This is a genomic window from Flavobacterium rhamnosi (assembly GCF_048286515.1).
Classification (GTDB): Bacteria; Bacteroidota; Bacteroidia; order Flavobacteriales; family Flavobacteriaceae; genus Flavobacterium.
The window spans coordinates 1-13,857 of record NZ_JBLVPS010000021.1 but is presented as its reverse complement, the minus strand read 5'-3'; the positions used below and the strand labels follow the sequence as shown (position 1 = coordinate 13,857).

At 35.6% G+C, this 13,857-nt stretch carries 14 protein-coding genes and 1 pseudogene; 14 read left to right on the top strand and 1 reads right to left on the bottom strand.

Going from position 1 to position 13,857, the window contains the following annotated elements; all coding sequences use genetic code 11:
- The first annotated feature begins 338 nt into the window (after positions 1 to 338).
- From ACNQGN_RS15000 to ACNQGN_RS14990, 3 genes are all read left to right on the top strand, one after another.
- Positions 339 to 1,631: an O-acetylhomoserine aminocarboxypropyltransferase/cysteine synthase family protein gene (locus tag ACNQGN_RS15000; RefSeq protein WP_417988637.1), complete on the top strand. Its 1,293-nt coding sequence runs from the start codon at positions 339 to 341 to the stop codon at positions 1,629 to 1,631.
- A gap of 91 nt (positions 1,632 to 1,722) precedes the next feature.
- Positions 1,723 to 2,730 carry an alpha/beta fold hydrolase gene (locus tag ACNQGN_RS14995; protein ID WP_417988636.1) on the top strand — a complete coding sequence of 336 codons (1,008 nt, stop codon included), beginning with the start codon at positions 1,723 to 1,725 and terminating at the stop codon, positions 2,728 to 2,730.
- On the top strand, positions 2,711 to 3,817 hold the full coding sequence (locus ACNQGN_RS14990; protein WP_417988635.1) for a homoserine dehydrogenase family protein: 1,107 nt from the start codon (positions 2,711 to 2,713) through the stop codon (positions 3,815 to 3,817). Before ACNQGN_RS14995 ends, ACNQGN_RS14990 begins: the two co-directional genes overlap by 20 nt.
- On the opposite strand, the gene ACNQGN_RS14985 is transcribed toward ACNQGN_RS14990, so the two are convergent.
- Positions 3,818 to 4,234: an RrF2 family transcriptional regulator gene (locus tag ACNQGN_RS14985; protein ID WP_417988634.1), complete on the bottom strand. Its 417-nt coding sequence runs from the start codon at positions 4,232 to 4,234 to the stop codon at positions 3,818 to 3,820.
- A 216-nt stretch (positions 4,235 to 4,450) separates the two neighbouring features.
- On the opposite strand from ACNQGN_RS14985, the gene ACNQGN_RS14980 reads away from it, so the two are divergent.
- The 11 genes and pseudogenes from ACNQGN_RS14980 to tnpA form a co-directional block, all read left to right on the top strand.
- Positions 4,451 to 5,320 carry a chromate resistance protein ChrB domain-containing protein gene (locus tag ACNQGN_RS14980; RefSeq protein ID WP_417988633.1) on the top strand — a complete coding sequence of 290 codons (870 nt, stop codon included), beginning with the start codon at positions 4,451 to 4,453 and terminating at the stop codon, positions 5,318 to 5,320.
- Positions 5,321 to 5,378: 58 nt separating this feature from the next.
- The gene (locus ACNQGN_RS14975; RefSeq protein WP_417988632.1) at positions 5,379 to 5,879 is read left to right on the top strand and encodes a hypothetical protein; all 501 of its coding nucleotides are present in this window, start codon (positions 5,379 to 5,381) and stop codon (positions 5,877 to 5,879) included.
- Positions 5,880 to 5,891: 12 nt separating this feature from the next.
- Positions 5,892 to 7,058 (top strand): chromate transporter, encoded by a 1,167-nt coding sequence (locus ACNQGN_RS14970; protein ID WP_417988631.1) that lies wholly within the window; start codon positions 5,892 to 5,894, stop codon positions 7,056 to 7,058.
- A 106-nt stretch (positions 7,059 to 7,164) separates the two neighbouring features.
- Positions 7,165 to 7,290: pseudogene (locus tag ACNQGN_RS14965) on the top strand (type II toxin-antitoxin system RelE/ParE family toxin); the annotation flags it as partial.
- Positions 7,274 to 7,579 carry a helix-turn-helix domain-containing protein gene (locus ACNQGN_RS14960; protein WP_417988630.1) on the top strand — a complete coding sequence of 102 codons (306 nt, stop codon included), beginning with the start codon at positions 7,274 to 7,276 and terminating at the stop codon, positions 7,577 to 7,579. The pseudogene ACNQGN_RS14965 and the gene ACNQGN_RS14960, both read left to right, overlap by 17 nt.
- A 455-nt stretch (positions 7,580 to 8,034) precedes the next feature.
- On the top strand, positions 8,035 to 9,789 hold the full coding sequence (gene ilvB / locus ACNQGN_RS14955) for a biosynthetic-type acetolactate synthase large subunit (protein ID WP_417988629.1): 1,755 nt from the start codon (positions 8,035 to 8,037) through the stop codon (positions 9,787 to 9,789).
- Between the two features lie 21 nt (positions 9,790 to 9,810).
- Positions 9,811 to 10,398, top strand: coding sequence for an acetolactate synthase small subunit (gene ilvN, locus ACNQGN_RS14950; protein WP_417988628.1), 588 nt, complete (start codon positions 9,811 to 9,813; stop codon positions 10,396 to 10,398).
- Between the two features lie 11 nt (positions 10,399 to 10,409).
- A complete protein-coding gene (gene ilvA / locus ACNQGN_RS14945; protein WP_417988627.1) occupies positions 10,410 to 11,654 on the top strand; it encodes a threonine ammonia-lyase IlvA in 1,245 nt (414 codons plus the stop codon).
- Positions 11,655 to 11,940: 286 nt separating this feature from the next.
- The gene (locus tag ACNQGN_RS14940) at positions 11,941 to 12,240 is read left to right on the top strand and encodes an ArsR/SmtB family transcription factor (protein WP_417988626.1); all 300 of its coding nucleotides are present in this window, start codon (positions 11,941 to 11,943) and stop codon (positions 12,238 to 12,240) included.
- Positions 12,241 to 12,246: 6 nt separating this feature from the next.
- Complete coding sequence (locus ACNQGN_RS14935) at positions 12,247 to 13,353, top strand: NADH:flavin oxidoreductase (RefSeq protein ID WP_417988625.1); 1,107 nt, start codon at positions 12,247 to 12,249, stop codon at positions 13,351 to 13,353.
- A gap of 354 nt (positions 13,354 to 13,707) precedes the next feature.
- The coding region (gene tnpA, locus ACNQGN_RS14930; RefSeq protein ID WP_417988696.1) for an IS66 family insertion sequence element accessory protein TnpA at positions 13,708 to 13,857 on the top strand (150 nt) is incomplete at its 3' end.

The following is a 13,857-nucleotide window of genomic DNA, read 5'->3' as shown; positions in this document are numbered from 1 at the left end:
AAAAGACATCTCCAGTAATACCCCAATGACCGTATTAAAAAAGAGAAAATTAAAGCTCTTAATGCATAGTTCTACTATTTCTATAGAATTTATAAAATAATTCGATTTTTCCTTGGTAGAATAAAAAATAGTTTGCAAATTTGCCTAACCAAAATAAAGAAAAAATGAAAACAACCTTGTGTACTATGTGTAAAATGATGTCGGAATCTTCCGCAGCGTTTCTATTATAATTATTTTTTAAAAAGATAAATAGAACCTCTGCAAACGCAGGGGTTTTTTTATATCCAAAATAAAACATGAAAAACAACCATTAAATAAACTTTTAAAACATAACAATCATGAGCACACAAAAATTTGAAACAAATGCATTACATGTAGGTCACGATGTAACAAAAAATGGAGCAACCAGAGCTGTACCCATCTACCAAACCAGTTCTTATGTTTTCAAAAATTCAGAGCATGCTGCCAATTTATTTGGACTAGCCGAAGCTGGATTTATCTACACCCGATTAAACAATCCTACCAATGCTATTTTAGAGGAGCGACTGGCCATTTTAGAAGGAGGAATTGGAGCTGTGGTTACTGCCTCAGGTACCGCAGCCATTGCAACAACCTTTTTGGTTTTACTCAAGGCCGGAGATCATATTGTCGCCTCGAATAGTCTCTATGGCGGAACATACAATTTATTAAAAGTGACTTTGCCAAGATTAGGCATCACCACCACCTTTATAGACCCAACTGACCCATCTAATTTTACAAATGCTGCAAAGGAAAATACAAAAGCCTTTTTTGTCGAATCATTGGGCAATCCAAAATTAGACGTTTTAGATTTGAAAGCAATTTCGTCAGAAGCTAAGGCTTTCAAGGTTCCTTTCATCGTTGACAATACTGTTGCCTCTCCCTATTTATTGAATCCAATTCAATATGGAGCAGATATTGTCATTCATTCCCTGACCAAATACATTTCCGGAAATGGAACCTCACTTGGAGGTGTTATTATTGACGCTGGAAAATTTGATTGGACTAATGGAAAATTTCCTGAATTTACGGAACCTTCAGCTGGTTATCACGGATTGGTGTATCATGAAGAATTAGGCAACGCCTCTTTTATTGCAAAAGTGAGGATAGAGGGCCTGCGTGATTTTGGTGCAGCATTGAGTCCTTTCAATGCCTTTCAGATTATTCAGGGATTAGAAACCCTACCCTTGCGAATTAACAGGCACAGTCAAAACGCATTGGCACTGGCCCAATGGTTAGAACGTCAAGAAGAAGTAGCTTGGGTTCATTATCCAGGTCTGAAAACAAGTAAATATTATAATTTAGTTCAAAAATATTTGCCAAAAGGACAAAGTGGCGTTCTAACTTTCGGATTAAAAGGGGGATTTCAAGCAGCAAAAAAAGTGGTCGACAGCACTAAATTATTTTCGCTTTTGGCCAATATTGGTGATACCAAATCGCTCATTATTCATCCAGCCAGTACAACGCATCAACAACTAACAGAAAAAGAGCAATTGGCTACCGGTGTAAGCAATGACCTAATCCGTCTTTCTGTTGGTCTGGAAGACATTGAAGATTTAAAAGCAGACTTAAAAGCTGCTTTTGTAAGTATTAAAAACGAACAATTAGTATAAAAATTAGTTGCATTGGTTGGGAAACTGTCCTGGATGTTCACATTTAGCCTAAGGTAGTTTTTAAAGCTATTCAACATTAAAATTATTTCAAATGGATAATATAAAAAAAATAGATCTCTTTAACTTTGATCTAGAAATAGGAAAACAGAAATCATATCTTTCTTTATCCTATCAGGTTTTTGGTTTTCCCATTGGTTATGCACCAATAGTGGTTGTGAATCATTCTTTAACAGGAAATTCAGCTGTTTCGGGAGAAAATGGATGGTGGAACGGAATTGTTGGAGAAAACAAATCCATTGACACCAATTACTTTACCGTAATTGTTTTTAATATTCCTGGAAACGGATACGATGATCAGGCGGAAAATTTAATAGATAACTACCGTGATTATACCGTTCGCGATATCGCCAGAATTTTTTGGGAAGGTTTATTTTATTTAAAAATAAAAAATGTTTTTACCGTTATTGGCGGAAGTTTAGGCGGAGCAATTGCATGGGAAATGGCAGTACTACAACCGGAAAGAATTGAAAATCTAATTCCCATTGCAACAGACTGGAAAGCAACAGATTGGGTAATTGCGAATGTTTTGATTCAAGATCAAATTCTCAATAACTCGGATGACCCAATTGTTGATGCCCGATTGCATGCTACTTTATTATACAGAACTCCTGAATATGTAAATCAAAGATTTCAAAGAAATAAACTGGACAGCTCTTCCATTCTTCAAATCGAGAATTGGCTGCTTGATCATGGGTTTAAATTAAAAAACAGATACCGATTGGCAGCTTATAAATTGATGAATCATTTACTAAAGACAAATGATATAACTCGAAATAGAAAAGATTTTTTGAGTGTAGCGAAACCTATTCAATCCAACATCCATCTCATTACGATTGACTCGGATTATTTATTCATAGCTGATGAAAGCAGGAAAACCTATAGTGGATTGAAAAACATAAAACAAAATGTGTTTTATCATCAAATCCAATCTATTCACGGACACGATGCTTTCTTGATAGAATTCAACCAATTATCAGATATCTTAAGACCTATTTTTTTCAATTATAAAACACAAAATTATGTCATCTCTCAGAATTAACATCGTTCTTTTTGGAATAGGAAATGTAGGAGGCAGTTTAATAAAGCAGGTACTGGAAAGTCAGCATTTTTTTTTGGAAAAGTATAATATCGAATTGCGTTTCCCAATTATAACCAATTCCAGTTTAGCTTTTTTTGAAAAAGACGGTTTAGTAAATACTTGGGAAGCTAATTTTGCACAATCAGCTATTCCTTTCAGAATAGAAGATATTATAGAATACACTACAAATCAGGGATTAGAAAATCTAATTGCCGTTGACGCGACCAGTAGTCCAGCATTAGTAACCTCCTATATTGCACTAATACAAAATGGTTTTAATATTGTAGCAGCCAATAAAACGGCTAACATATTACACCATGATTTTTATAATGAGATTCGCAGAAATCTAAAAAAATTCGATAAAGAATATTTATATGAAACAAGCATCAGTGCCGGATTTCCGATCGTAAATACCCTTAAAGAGTTGCATTTTTCAAATGAAAAAATCACAAAAATAAGAGGTGTATTCTCCAGTTCACTAAGCTATATCTTTAATAGATTTGGGAATGAAAATATACCATTTTCAAAAATCCTTGAAGATGCTGAAAAATTAGGATATACTAAAACTGATTCTCGCGAAGATCTTTCTGGAAATGAGGTAGCAGAAAAACTATTGGTTCTGGCTAGAGAAATGGAGCAAAAAGTGGAATTGAAAGATGTAAAAATTACTTCTTTATTATTGCCTATTCTAAATAAATCCAACACAAGGTCAGCTTACAACAGCCACAAAAATTTATTCGACAAACCCTATAAAATTGCTAAACTGACTCAGAATGAGAATAAGGTCTTACGATACATAGGGGAATTTGATATTGAAAACAAAACACTTGAAACCAGATTAATTTCTGTACCTACCAACTCCCCCCTGGGTCAGCTAAAAGGGACTGAAAATTTAATCGAAATTTATACAAAAGCAAATGGAGAAAACCCAATCCTAATTCAAGGTACCGGAATAGGAAAAGAAACAGCCGCCAGAGCCCTACTCAAAGACATTTTGAAAATATCAAATCATATTAAACAAAAAGAAGCTCTTGGGTCGTATTGCTGATTATTGTTTTTCAATCAAAGAAGCAATAGTAATTTGTTGCATTGATTTTAATGTTTCATCTCTTACTGATATCAATCCATGTCTTAACAAACATTCAGATTCATTAGTACAATCGGAACAACGTTCGTAAAAATTTAAGGAAGCACAAGGCAATAAAGCGATTGCACCGTCAAATAATCTATGCACATCTGCCAAAGTAATTGTATTTTTAGATTTTAGGAGGTAGTATCCTCCAAGCTTACCTTGCTTACTGCCCACAAAATGAGCTCTTTTTAAATCTAACAAAATTTGTTCTAAAAATTTTTTAGGGATATTAGATCCTTCAGAAATTTCAATAGTTTTTGCTATATGTCCTTCTTCTTTTTGGGCTAAATAGAGAAGTGCTTTAAGAGCATATTTTGTTTTATGTGATAACATTTTATATTTTTTTAGCTAAATTACTAAAAAAACATAAAAGAGGGATTGTATATTAATCAACCTAACAGTAAACAGCTGTACCACAAAAGCAATCCTAATACATTATTAAAGAAAAATTAGAACTAGTGAAGCAAAAAAAAACAAAATAGTTCTAGTTTTAAACTTTGATTTTTGGAAATTAAATAAAATACTAACATTAATTGATATAGTATACAAATGAAATGGATAACTAGAGAAAGGCCTAAAATTGACCGATTAGCCTGTCCTTGGCTGATAAAAACTTTTATTGACAAGGAAGCTGAGTTTATGTACGTTCCATTTAGTGAAGTTAATGAAAAAGCAAAAGAATTAAATGCCATTCCATTTGATATTCCTAATGTGGAATTTACTCATTATAAGGAACAAAGTACTTTTGACTATATTATAAAAAAGTATAAAATAGATGATCCTGCCATTTTGATTATGGCAGAAATTATTCGTGGCGCAGACACAGACAGACACGATCTTGCAAGAGAATCAGCGGGACTTTGGGCAATTTCAGCGGGACTTTCCTATAATATTACTGATGACTATAAACTATTGGAAACCGGAATGGTTATTTACAATGCGTTATACAGCTGGGCAACTCATTTATACAAGCAAAATCACTTACAGAACAGTCCTTTTGAAAATTTGTTGCACGAGGTCTACACTACATTTTTAAAAGAAAAGAAAAGCAACAAAAAGAAAACTCCTGCTTGGGTTAATGACTTAAAAGAAATGATTCAGGATCAAATTGACACCCAATTTACTTTCGACCTAAAAAAAATTTCCAATGATTTAGAACTTAACCCGTCCTACTTATCAAGAGAGTTCTCTAAGTATTTTGAAGACCTTAATTTTGGCGATTATGTTCGGAAATTACGAATTGAAAAAGCAATTACGCTTATTCAAAATTCAACTTATTCGCTAACAGAAATAGCTTATATGACCGGTTTTTCAGACCAAAGTCATTTTACCAGAATTTTCAAACAGAGTACTGGAAAAAATCCATCTTCCTTTCGAAAAAGCACACTAAAAAGTAATCCAGATACAAAAGGTAAATAGCATTCTATTTATAGTTCTCGAACATCAATATTTTTGTTTTCAATTAATAGAAAACAGTATGACAAAGTTCAGATATACTATCCTTTTTACTTTACTGGCTTTTAGTATGACAGTTTTTTCTCAAACAACCTATCCGAAAATTACGGCTTATGTTGGTGTGGTTCATCCCATACTATCATTCAGTAAAGAACAGACTACTTTAAATATTAGGGACTACTATACTGTTGGTTTCCCAACAGGAATTAATATTTGGAAAAACTCAAAAATAGGATTCTCTTTTGAAATAGTTCCTACCATAAAAGCGGACGATGGAAGCAGCAAAATGAGCAGTTTGTTATTTCATCCGGGCGTATTGGTAGCATTAGGAAACGGATATACATTTGCCGGTAGAGCTGCATTTGAAACTAACGGCAGGTATGGTATAACTCCGGTATTCAACAAAACAATAAAGAAAAATGAAAATTGCAGCTATTACGTAGCGGTCCCACTACCTGTGCGATTTGGCAATGAGCATCCCTCAACAATAACTTTGGGTTTTCAATTCGGAATCGCCTTTTAAAAACACCTTATCATGAACGAAAATCCAACATATACTTTAAAAGAATTGATCCTTTATTTCTTAAAATTAGGAACAATAGGTTTTGGTGGTCCGGTAGCATTGGTCGGCCATATGCACCTGGATTTAGTCGAAGATCGGAAATGGATTTCAGAAGAAGAGTACAAACAAGGTTTAGCTCTAGCGCAATTAGCTCCTGGGCCATTAGCGGCTCAACTAGGCATTTATATTGGATTTGTGCATTATCAAATTTTAGGCGCAACTTTGATAGGATTTGCATTTGTTTTACCTTCTTTGATAATGGTAGTGTTGTTAGGAATAGTGTATCAATTATATGGTGGGCTTCCTTGGATACAGGCCGTGTTTTATGGTGTCGGTGCAGCAGTTATAGGTATCATTGCAATGAGTTCATACAAACTTACCCTAAAATCAATCGGTAAATTCAATTTAGAATCTTTTAAAACAAATTGGCTGTTGTGGTTGTTTTTTGTTGCTGCGGCAATCATAACTTTTGGCACACAGCAGGAATATGTTTCATTATTTATAGCAGCAGGACTTCTCTACATGATTGTCAAAGCTCCTCCAAAATGGTGGAATACTAAAGCTGCCAGTTCTATAGTACTTCTGCAAATTGGTTTTTGGAATTATGAAAACAATACGCTTGTAAAAATTGCTGTTTTCTTTGCCGAAGCCGGAGCCTTTGTCTTTGGCAGTGGACTGGCTATTGTGCCTTTTTTACACGCGGGAGTTGTAACCGAAAATCAATGGTTAACAGAGCATCAATTTATAGATGCGGTCGCAGTAGCAATGATTACTCCAGGCCCTGTTGTTATTACTGTTGGTTTTATAGGCTATCTAATTGCAGGCATTCCCGGAGCATTAATAGCTGCTTTTGCAACCTTTTTACCTTGTTATTTATTTACCATCATTTTGGCTCCATCCTTCAAGAAAATTGCACAAAACCAATCAATCAAGGCATTTGTAGTGGGCATTACAGCAGCTGTTGTTGGAGCATTGGTTGGTGCCGTTGGAGTCATTACATCAAGAAGCATTATAGATATTCCTACAGCACTGATAGCTATCACAACAATTTTTGCTTTGCTTTATGTCAAGAAAATTCAAGAACCCTATATTATCGTTGTTGCAGCAGTAGTAGGTATTTTTATAAAATTAATAATATGAATAGAAAAGAGATTTTAAAATCGGGTAACTTTACTTGACAAAGTAGTATTATTGCCTCCCAATACGAGCCCTTTTCACTTAGCTAATCCTATTGATTTGTCCGATATGCTACATTGATGAAGGGCAAATAATAGTTCTTACAAACGGATTCCAAAAAAAAACGCAGAAGACTCCGAAAAAGGAGATTGAAAAAGCAATTAAAATCAAAAATGAATATGAAAACGGAAAATAATAATATCAGTACACTTGACCAATTTAAGGACAAACATTACGGAAAAATTGGCACTGCAAAACGTAACGAACTTGATGCAGGTCACGAAAACTTTAAAATTGGCGCAATGATCCATGATGCGAGGATTCAAAAAGGGCTAACACAAGAAGAACTTGCTGAAAAAGCTGGAACTACAAAATCATATATTTCAAAAATTGAGAACAATGTAAAAGAAGCAAGAATTTCGACACTTCAAAAAATTGTTGAACTAGGTTTAGGTGGACATTTGGAATTGTCTATTAAGATATAATAATCAAACGTTTGTTCCCTAATTAATCCGTGTAATTAAATATGATAACTAAAAATTTCCTAAGATTTTAGTGGGCGGTACCACTTAATAATAGTTTTAAAAAAAAATATTGTTTCGGTACCCTAAAAATCAATATATTTGCAACTTAAGCAACAAAAATGAAACACTTGATTAACATCATCATTGTCATTATTATAATTATCATTCGATAATTATGACGAGGTGTTATATAAATAAGTAAGTAATATACAATTTATGAAACCTCCCAATCGGGAGGTTTTTTATTTTAAATAAACATGAAAAATTTAACAACAATTATCATCATAGTAATTATCATTATTCGTTTCACATGACGAGTCAGGATTCTATTTTCTAATAAAGCCTTTCTCAGTTCAAATTGAGAGAGGCTTTTTTTTAGAACAAAAAAATGATAATTATAAAAAACAAAAAAAAAGATGGAGAGTCTGAAGCAACCAAAAGTCAAAAAAACAAAAGTCAAAACCGTAAACACAACAGGCAGCCTTGCTGTAATAGATGCGTTACTATCTGAGAAAGTAGGTACTATTTTCGGATATCCAGGAGGTGCTATTATGCCTATTTATGATGCCTTATATGATTTTACAGCCAAACTGAATCACATTCTCGTTCGTCACGAACAAGGTGCTATTCATGCCGCACAAGGCTATGCACGTGTAAGCGGAAAAACGGGTGTTGTTTTTGCAACGAGCGGTCCGGGAGCAACTAATTTAGTAACCGGCCTGGCCGATGCCATGATCGACTCTACCCCATTGGTTTGCATCACAGGCCAAGTTTTTGCCCATTTGTTAGGTACAGATGCTTTTCAGGAGACTGACATCATCAATATCACGACACCCATTACAAAATGGAATTACCAAGTAACCGATGCTTCTGAAATTCCAGAGGCCATTGCCAAAGCTTTTTTTATAGCCAAAACAGGTCGGCCTGGCCCAGTATTAATTGATATTACTAAAAATGCGCAATTGCAATTGTTCGATTACAAAGGCTACCGACCTTGCATTCATGTGCGAAGTTACCGAGCCAAACCAATTGTAAGAAATGAATACATAGAAAAAGCTGCTGTATTAATCAACCAAGCCAAAAAGCCTTTTGTGATCTTTGGACAGGGCGTCCTACTAGGCAATGCTGAAAAAGAATTTCTTGCCTTTATAGAAAAAGCAGGAATACCCACCGCTTGGACTATTATGGGAATGAGCGCCATTCCGACAGACCATCCGTTGGCAGTTGGTATGTTAGGCATGCACGGAAATTACGGTCCAAATTTCATGACCAATCAATGTGATGTCCTGATTGCTATAGGTATGCGTTTTGATGACAGGGTTACCGGAAGATTAGACAAATATGCCAAGCAAGCACAAATCATTCATCTCGATATTGATCCTGCCGAAATTGACAAAAATGTACTCACCACTCTTTCTGTTTGGGGAGATTGCAAAGAAACACTACCCTTACTCACCACTTTACTAGACAAAAACACACATCCGGAATGGCTTCTTCAATTTAAAATAAAAAACGAAAAAGAAAATAAAATGGTCATCCAAAAAGAATTAAACCCAACTCAAGGCGGATTGACTATGGGAGAAGTAATTAATGTTCTTAACGAACTGACAGGTGGCGATGCCGTAATTGTAACCGATGTGGGGCAACATCAAATGATAGCCTGCCGCTATACCAAACAAAACCATACCCGAAGTAATATTACTAGTGGCGGATTGGGAACAATGGGGTATGCACTGCCTGCTGCTATTGGAGCTAAATTTGGAGCTCCACATAGACAGGTTGTCGCCATTATGGGCGATGGCGGAGCCCAGATGAACTTACAGGAATTAGGTACCATTATGCAGTTTCAGCCCAACGTAAAAATCTTAATCCTCAATAATAGCTTTTTAGGTATGGTACGCCAATGGCAAGAGCTATTTCACGAAAAAAGATATTCGTTTACCGATATTCAAAGTCCTGATTTTGTGCAAGTCGCCAAAGCATATCGCATTGACGGCAGACAGGTCTCTAAAAGAGAAGAATTAAGAGATAGTCTAAAGCAAATGCTGGACCATCCCAGTGCATTCTTACTGGAAGTAGCTGTAATTCAAGAAGACAATGTTTTCCCTATGGTCATGCAGGGAACAAGTGTAGCTGAAATCATATTGAGTAAAGAAGAAATGCAACGTTAAATAATCAACAACAAACAAAACATGAAAAAGGAATATACATTAACCATCTACACTGAAAATCAAGTAGGGTTGATCAACAAAATAGCGATTATGTTTTCCAGAAGGAAAATTAGCTTGGAAAGCTTAAATTCTTCTCCAAGCGAAATCGAGAAAATATACCGATTTACTATCGTAGTCAAAGAAACCGAAGCGGTGGTAAAAAACCTAGTGCGTCAAATAGAGAAAATTGTGGATGTTTTTAAATGTTACTGTAACACAAACGAGGAGATTATCTGGCAACAAATCGCACTGTACAAAGTCCCTACTTCCGTTATTATGAAAGAGGTGAAAGTAGAACGTTTATTAAGACAGTACGGTGCAAGAGCTGTAGTTATCCAAGAAGATTATACCGTATTTGAAGCCACGGGACAAGACGAGGAAATAAATAACTTACTCGAAAAATTAGATCGATACGGGCTCATCGAGTTTGTAAAAAGTTCCCGAATTGCCATTATCAAATCAAGTGAAGGGATTCACAAGAAAGTACTGCATATGGAAAAAAATGACCCCGCAAAAAAACCTATAAATAACGAATTCTTGAGTCATAAAAGTATGATTTTCGAAATGTAACAGACAAAAAAATGGACTTATTCAAAACCGTGCAACAAGCACAAAAACAACTTCAAAACGTAGTCTTACCTACTCCCTTACTTGAAAACTTGAATCTATCGGATGAGTTTGGGGCAACTATATTGCTAAAACGTGAAGACTTGCAAGTGGTTCGTTCTTACAAAATAAGAGGCGCTTATAATAAAATGTGCACACTTACCCCTTCCGAAAAAGAACACGGAATCATATGCGCAAGTGCTGGAAATCATGCACAAGGTGTCGCTTTCTCTTGTCATATTTTGAAAATAATGGGTAAAATTTATATGCCCAAAACCACACCTAAACAGAAAGTCAAACAGGTTCAATTATTTGGAAAAAACTACGTCGAAATTGTTTTGACAGGCGACACTTTTGATGATGCTTATAAAGAAGCGGTAGCCGATGCCAAACAAAACAATAAAGCCTTTATCCATCCCTTTGATGATCTAAAAGTCATTGCAGGTCAAGGAACCGTCGGGTTAGAAATTCTGGATAGCCACAAAAAGGCTATCGATTATGTATTTGTACCCATTGGTGGAGGCGGACTGGCTTCCGGGCTTTCAACCGTATTCAAACAATTAAGTCCCAAAACCAAAATCATTGGAGTGGAACCTCAGGGGGCTCCTTCAATGAAAACTTCCATTGCAAATCACATAAACACAGCTTTAGAGACTATCGATAAGTTTGTTGATGGAGCAGCCGTAAAACAAGTGGGCGATCTGACTTTTGCCATTTGCCAAAAAAACCTAGACGATATTATACTGGTTCCCGAAGGAAAAGTATGCACCACCATATTGCGATTGTACAATGAAGAAGCTATGGTAGTAGAACCTGCCGGAGCATTGACAATAGCTGCGCTAGATTTTTACGCAGCCGAAATAAAAGGAAAAACGGTAGTTTGCATCGTAAGCGGCAGCAACAACGATATCGAAAGAACTGCAGAAATTAAAGAGCGCTCCTTACTCTACGAAGGATTAATGCACTATTTCATGATTCAATTTCCACAACGTCCCGGAGCATTAAAAGAATTTGTAAACGATATATTAGGCCCTGATGATGACATTACCTATTTTCAGTTTGCTAAAAAAAATAGTCGTGAAGTAGGATCAGTAGTTGTTGGCATAGAATTGAAGAATCCAAATGACGTACAGTCTATCAAAACCAATATGAATACCAAAGGATTTGAATACCAATACCTCAATGAAAGACATGATCTGTTCACCCAATTAATAGGATAAGCTGTAACGTCAGAATTTTCATTCGAGACTCCAAGTATCTATTTTTTCTTCTGTGGTATTGATCAACACAGGTAATAGATGTATTTATACCCCATGTACAATCCTGTAGATACTGGTATTTACAGGATTTTTTGTTTGTATTATTATCACAATCTCAAAAAAATTTACATTTTATTTCCGACAAAACGACAAGGGAATCAAAATATTCACCTACTTCAACTCTTAAATAAATCCTAAATACTTTCTATTAAATTGATATATCGGGAAAAGTCGATACATTTGCACTATGGATCATATAGAACTTTTTAAGGCATTATCGAACAAGTCCAGATTACAAATGCTGGAATGGTTAAAAGAACCTGAAATAAATTTCCCAGAACAACTGGCTGCTGGTTTTGAGCACGGTGTTTGTGTGGGACAAATTCAGGCCAAAGCGGGGCTTACCCAATCAACTGTTTCAGAATATTTATCAATTCTCCAACGCGCCGGGTTCATTGAATCTAAACGGGTGGGACAATGGACTTATTACAAGCGCAACGAAAAAGCATTTACGGCACTGAGCAAAATAATCGAATCTAATCTATAAAACAATATGAATACAAATAGTTTGTTTACGCCCTTCAGCTTGAAGACGCTTAATCTTAAAAATAGAATTGTAATGGCGCCTATGACGCGTTCTTTTTCTCCAAATGGAATACCGACAGATGAGGTAGCAGTTTATTATCAAAAAAGAGCCGAAGGCGAAGTAGGTCTAATATTATCCGAAGGAACAGTTATTAATAGACCTTCTTCATCAAATGATGCTAATGTACCTCACTTTTATGGTGACAAATCTTTGGCAGGATGGAAACACGTAATTGATGGTGTTCATGCTGCTGGTGGACAGATGGGACCGCAGATATGGCACATGGGCATCATGGATAATCATCATTCAGGCTGGTTACCAACAGTACCTTTTGAAGGTCCGTCAGGATTAAACAGACCTGGTTTTAGTAACGGAACCACGATGACCGCAACTGATATTGAAAATACCATTATAGCTTTTGGAAAAGCTGCTGCTGATGCCAAAAGGTTAGGTTTTGACTGTATAGAAATACATGGCGCTCACGATTATCTGATCGATCAGTTTTTCTGGGATGCCACAAATCAGCGTACAGATAATTATGGTGGCAAAACGCTAAGAGAGCGTACCCGTTTTGCCGTGGATGTCATTAAAGAAATTAGAAAACAAGTAGGAGAAGATTTTGCAGTGATTATGAGACTCTCTCAGTTCAAACCATCTGACTACTCCTTCAAACTAGCAAAAACACCTCAAGAAATGGAAGCTTGGCTTAGTCCCTTGATTGATGCAGGTGTTGATATTTTACATTGTTCTCAGCGCCGTTTTTGGGAACCAGAATTCGAAGACAATGATCTTAATTTTGCAGGATGGGCTAAAAAATTGACTGGTAAACCAACTATTACAGTAGGTTCGGTTGGACTTTCTGGAGATTTCTTTGGAGCTTTTGCGGGCGAAAGTTCTCAGCCTACATCTTTGGATGAATTAACGAGACGCTTAGACAGAGGTGATTTTGACCTTGTAGCTGTCGGAAGACCAATTTTAGCAGACCCAAACTGGGTTACAAAAATAAAAGTGGGAAAAAACGATCAGCTAAAAGGCTTTAGTAAAGAAGCTTTGAGCGAATTAATATTAGAATAAAATTAAAACGTAAATACCATTTACAAGAAAGTCATCCGGTAATTTCGCTTTCTCAATACATTTCCAATGTGAAGTCCCAAATGATAATTTTTTAAAAAAATATACAATTCGTTTTATCACTTGTCTAGTAAAAACTATACTGAAAAAGAGAGAAATTTTAAAAATTTCTCTCTTTTTTTTATCCTCTTTCACACTACTAATGCTGCTTAACCTTCTTATAAAACTTAAAGAGACTTTCAAAAAGAAGCCTCTTTACTATAATTTCAACAATCCCTTTTTTCGTATTGGTCCCACTAAAAGCATCTTTGATTCATAAATCATCTAGTTTAAATTTGCTGATTCAAAATTTTAGACATGAATCAACAAGAACAGATGTACACATTGGCCGAGCAATGGCGAGAGTCAGGATTGCCAAAAAGCAAATTTTGCAGGGAGCAGGATATCTCATTGCACCAATTCAATTATTGGCTAAAAAAGTTCAATAAGATTACTGAGGCCAAACAA

What these genes read in the sequence shown, in the direction of transcription:
- ACNQGN_RS15000 (WP_417988637.1), top strand. Translation starts at nt 339, where the DNA reads ATGAGCACACAAAAATTTGAAACAAATGCATTACATGTAGGTCACGAT.
- ACNQGN_RS14995 (WP_417988636.1), top strand. Translation starts at nt 1,723, where the DNA reads ATGGATAATATAAAAAAAATAGATCTCTTTAACTTTGATCTAGAAATA.
- ACNQGN_RS14990 (WP_417988635.1), top strand. Translation starts at nt 2,711, where the DNA reads ATGTCATCTCTCAGAATTAACATCGTTCTTTTTGGAATAGGAAATGTA.
- ACNQGN_RS14985 (WP_417988634.1), bottom strand. Translation starts at nt 4,234, where the DNA reads ATGTTATCACATAAAACAAAATATGCTCTTAAAGCACTTCTCTATTTA.
- ACNQGN_RS14980 (WP_417988633.1), top strand. Translation starts at nt 4,451, where the DNA reads ATGAAATGGATAACTAGAGAAAGGCCTAAAATTGACCGATTAGCCTGT.
- ACNQGN_RS14975 (WP_417988632.1), top strand. Translation starts at nt 5,379, where the DNA reads ATGACAAAGTTCAGATATACTATCCTTTTTACTTTACTGGCTTTTAGT.
- ACNQGN_RS14970 (WP_417988631.1), top strand. Translation starts at nt 5,892, where the DNA reads ATGAACGAAAATCCAACATATACTTTAAAAGAATTGATCCTTTATTTC.
- ACNQGN_RS14960 (WP_417988630.1), top strand. Translation starts at nt 7,274, where the DNA reads ATGAAAACGGAAAATAATAATATCAGTACACTTGACCAATTTAAGGAC.
- ilvB (WP_417988629.1), top strand. Translation starts at nt 8,035, where the DNA reads ATGGAGAGTCTGAAGCAACCAAAAGTCAAAAAAACAAAAGTCAAAACC.
- ilvN (WP_417988628.1), top strand. Translation starts at nt 9,811, where the DNA reads ATGAAAAAGGAATATACATTAACCATCTACACTGAAAATCAAGTAGGG.
- ilvA (WP_417988627.1), top strand. Translation starts at nt 10,410, where the DNA reads ATGGACTTATTCAAAACCGTGCAACAAGCACAAAAACAACTTCAAAAC.
- ACNQGN_RS14940 (WP_417988626.1), top strand. Translation starts at nt 11,941, where the DNA reads ATGGATCATATAGAACTTTTTAAGGCATTATCGAACAAGTCCAGATTA.
- ACNQGN_RS14935 (WP_417988625.1), top strand. Translation starts at nt 12,247, where the DNA reads ATGAATACAAATAGTTTGTTTACGCCCTTCAGCTTGAAGACGCTTAAT.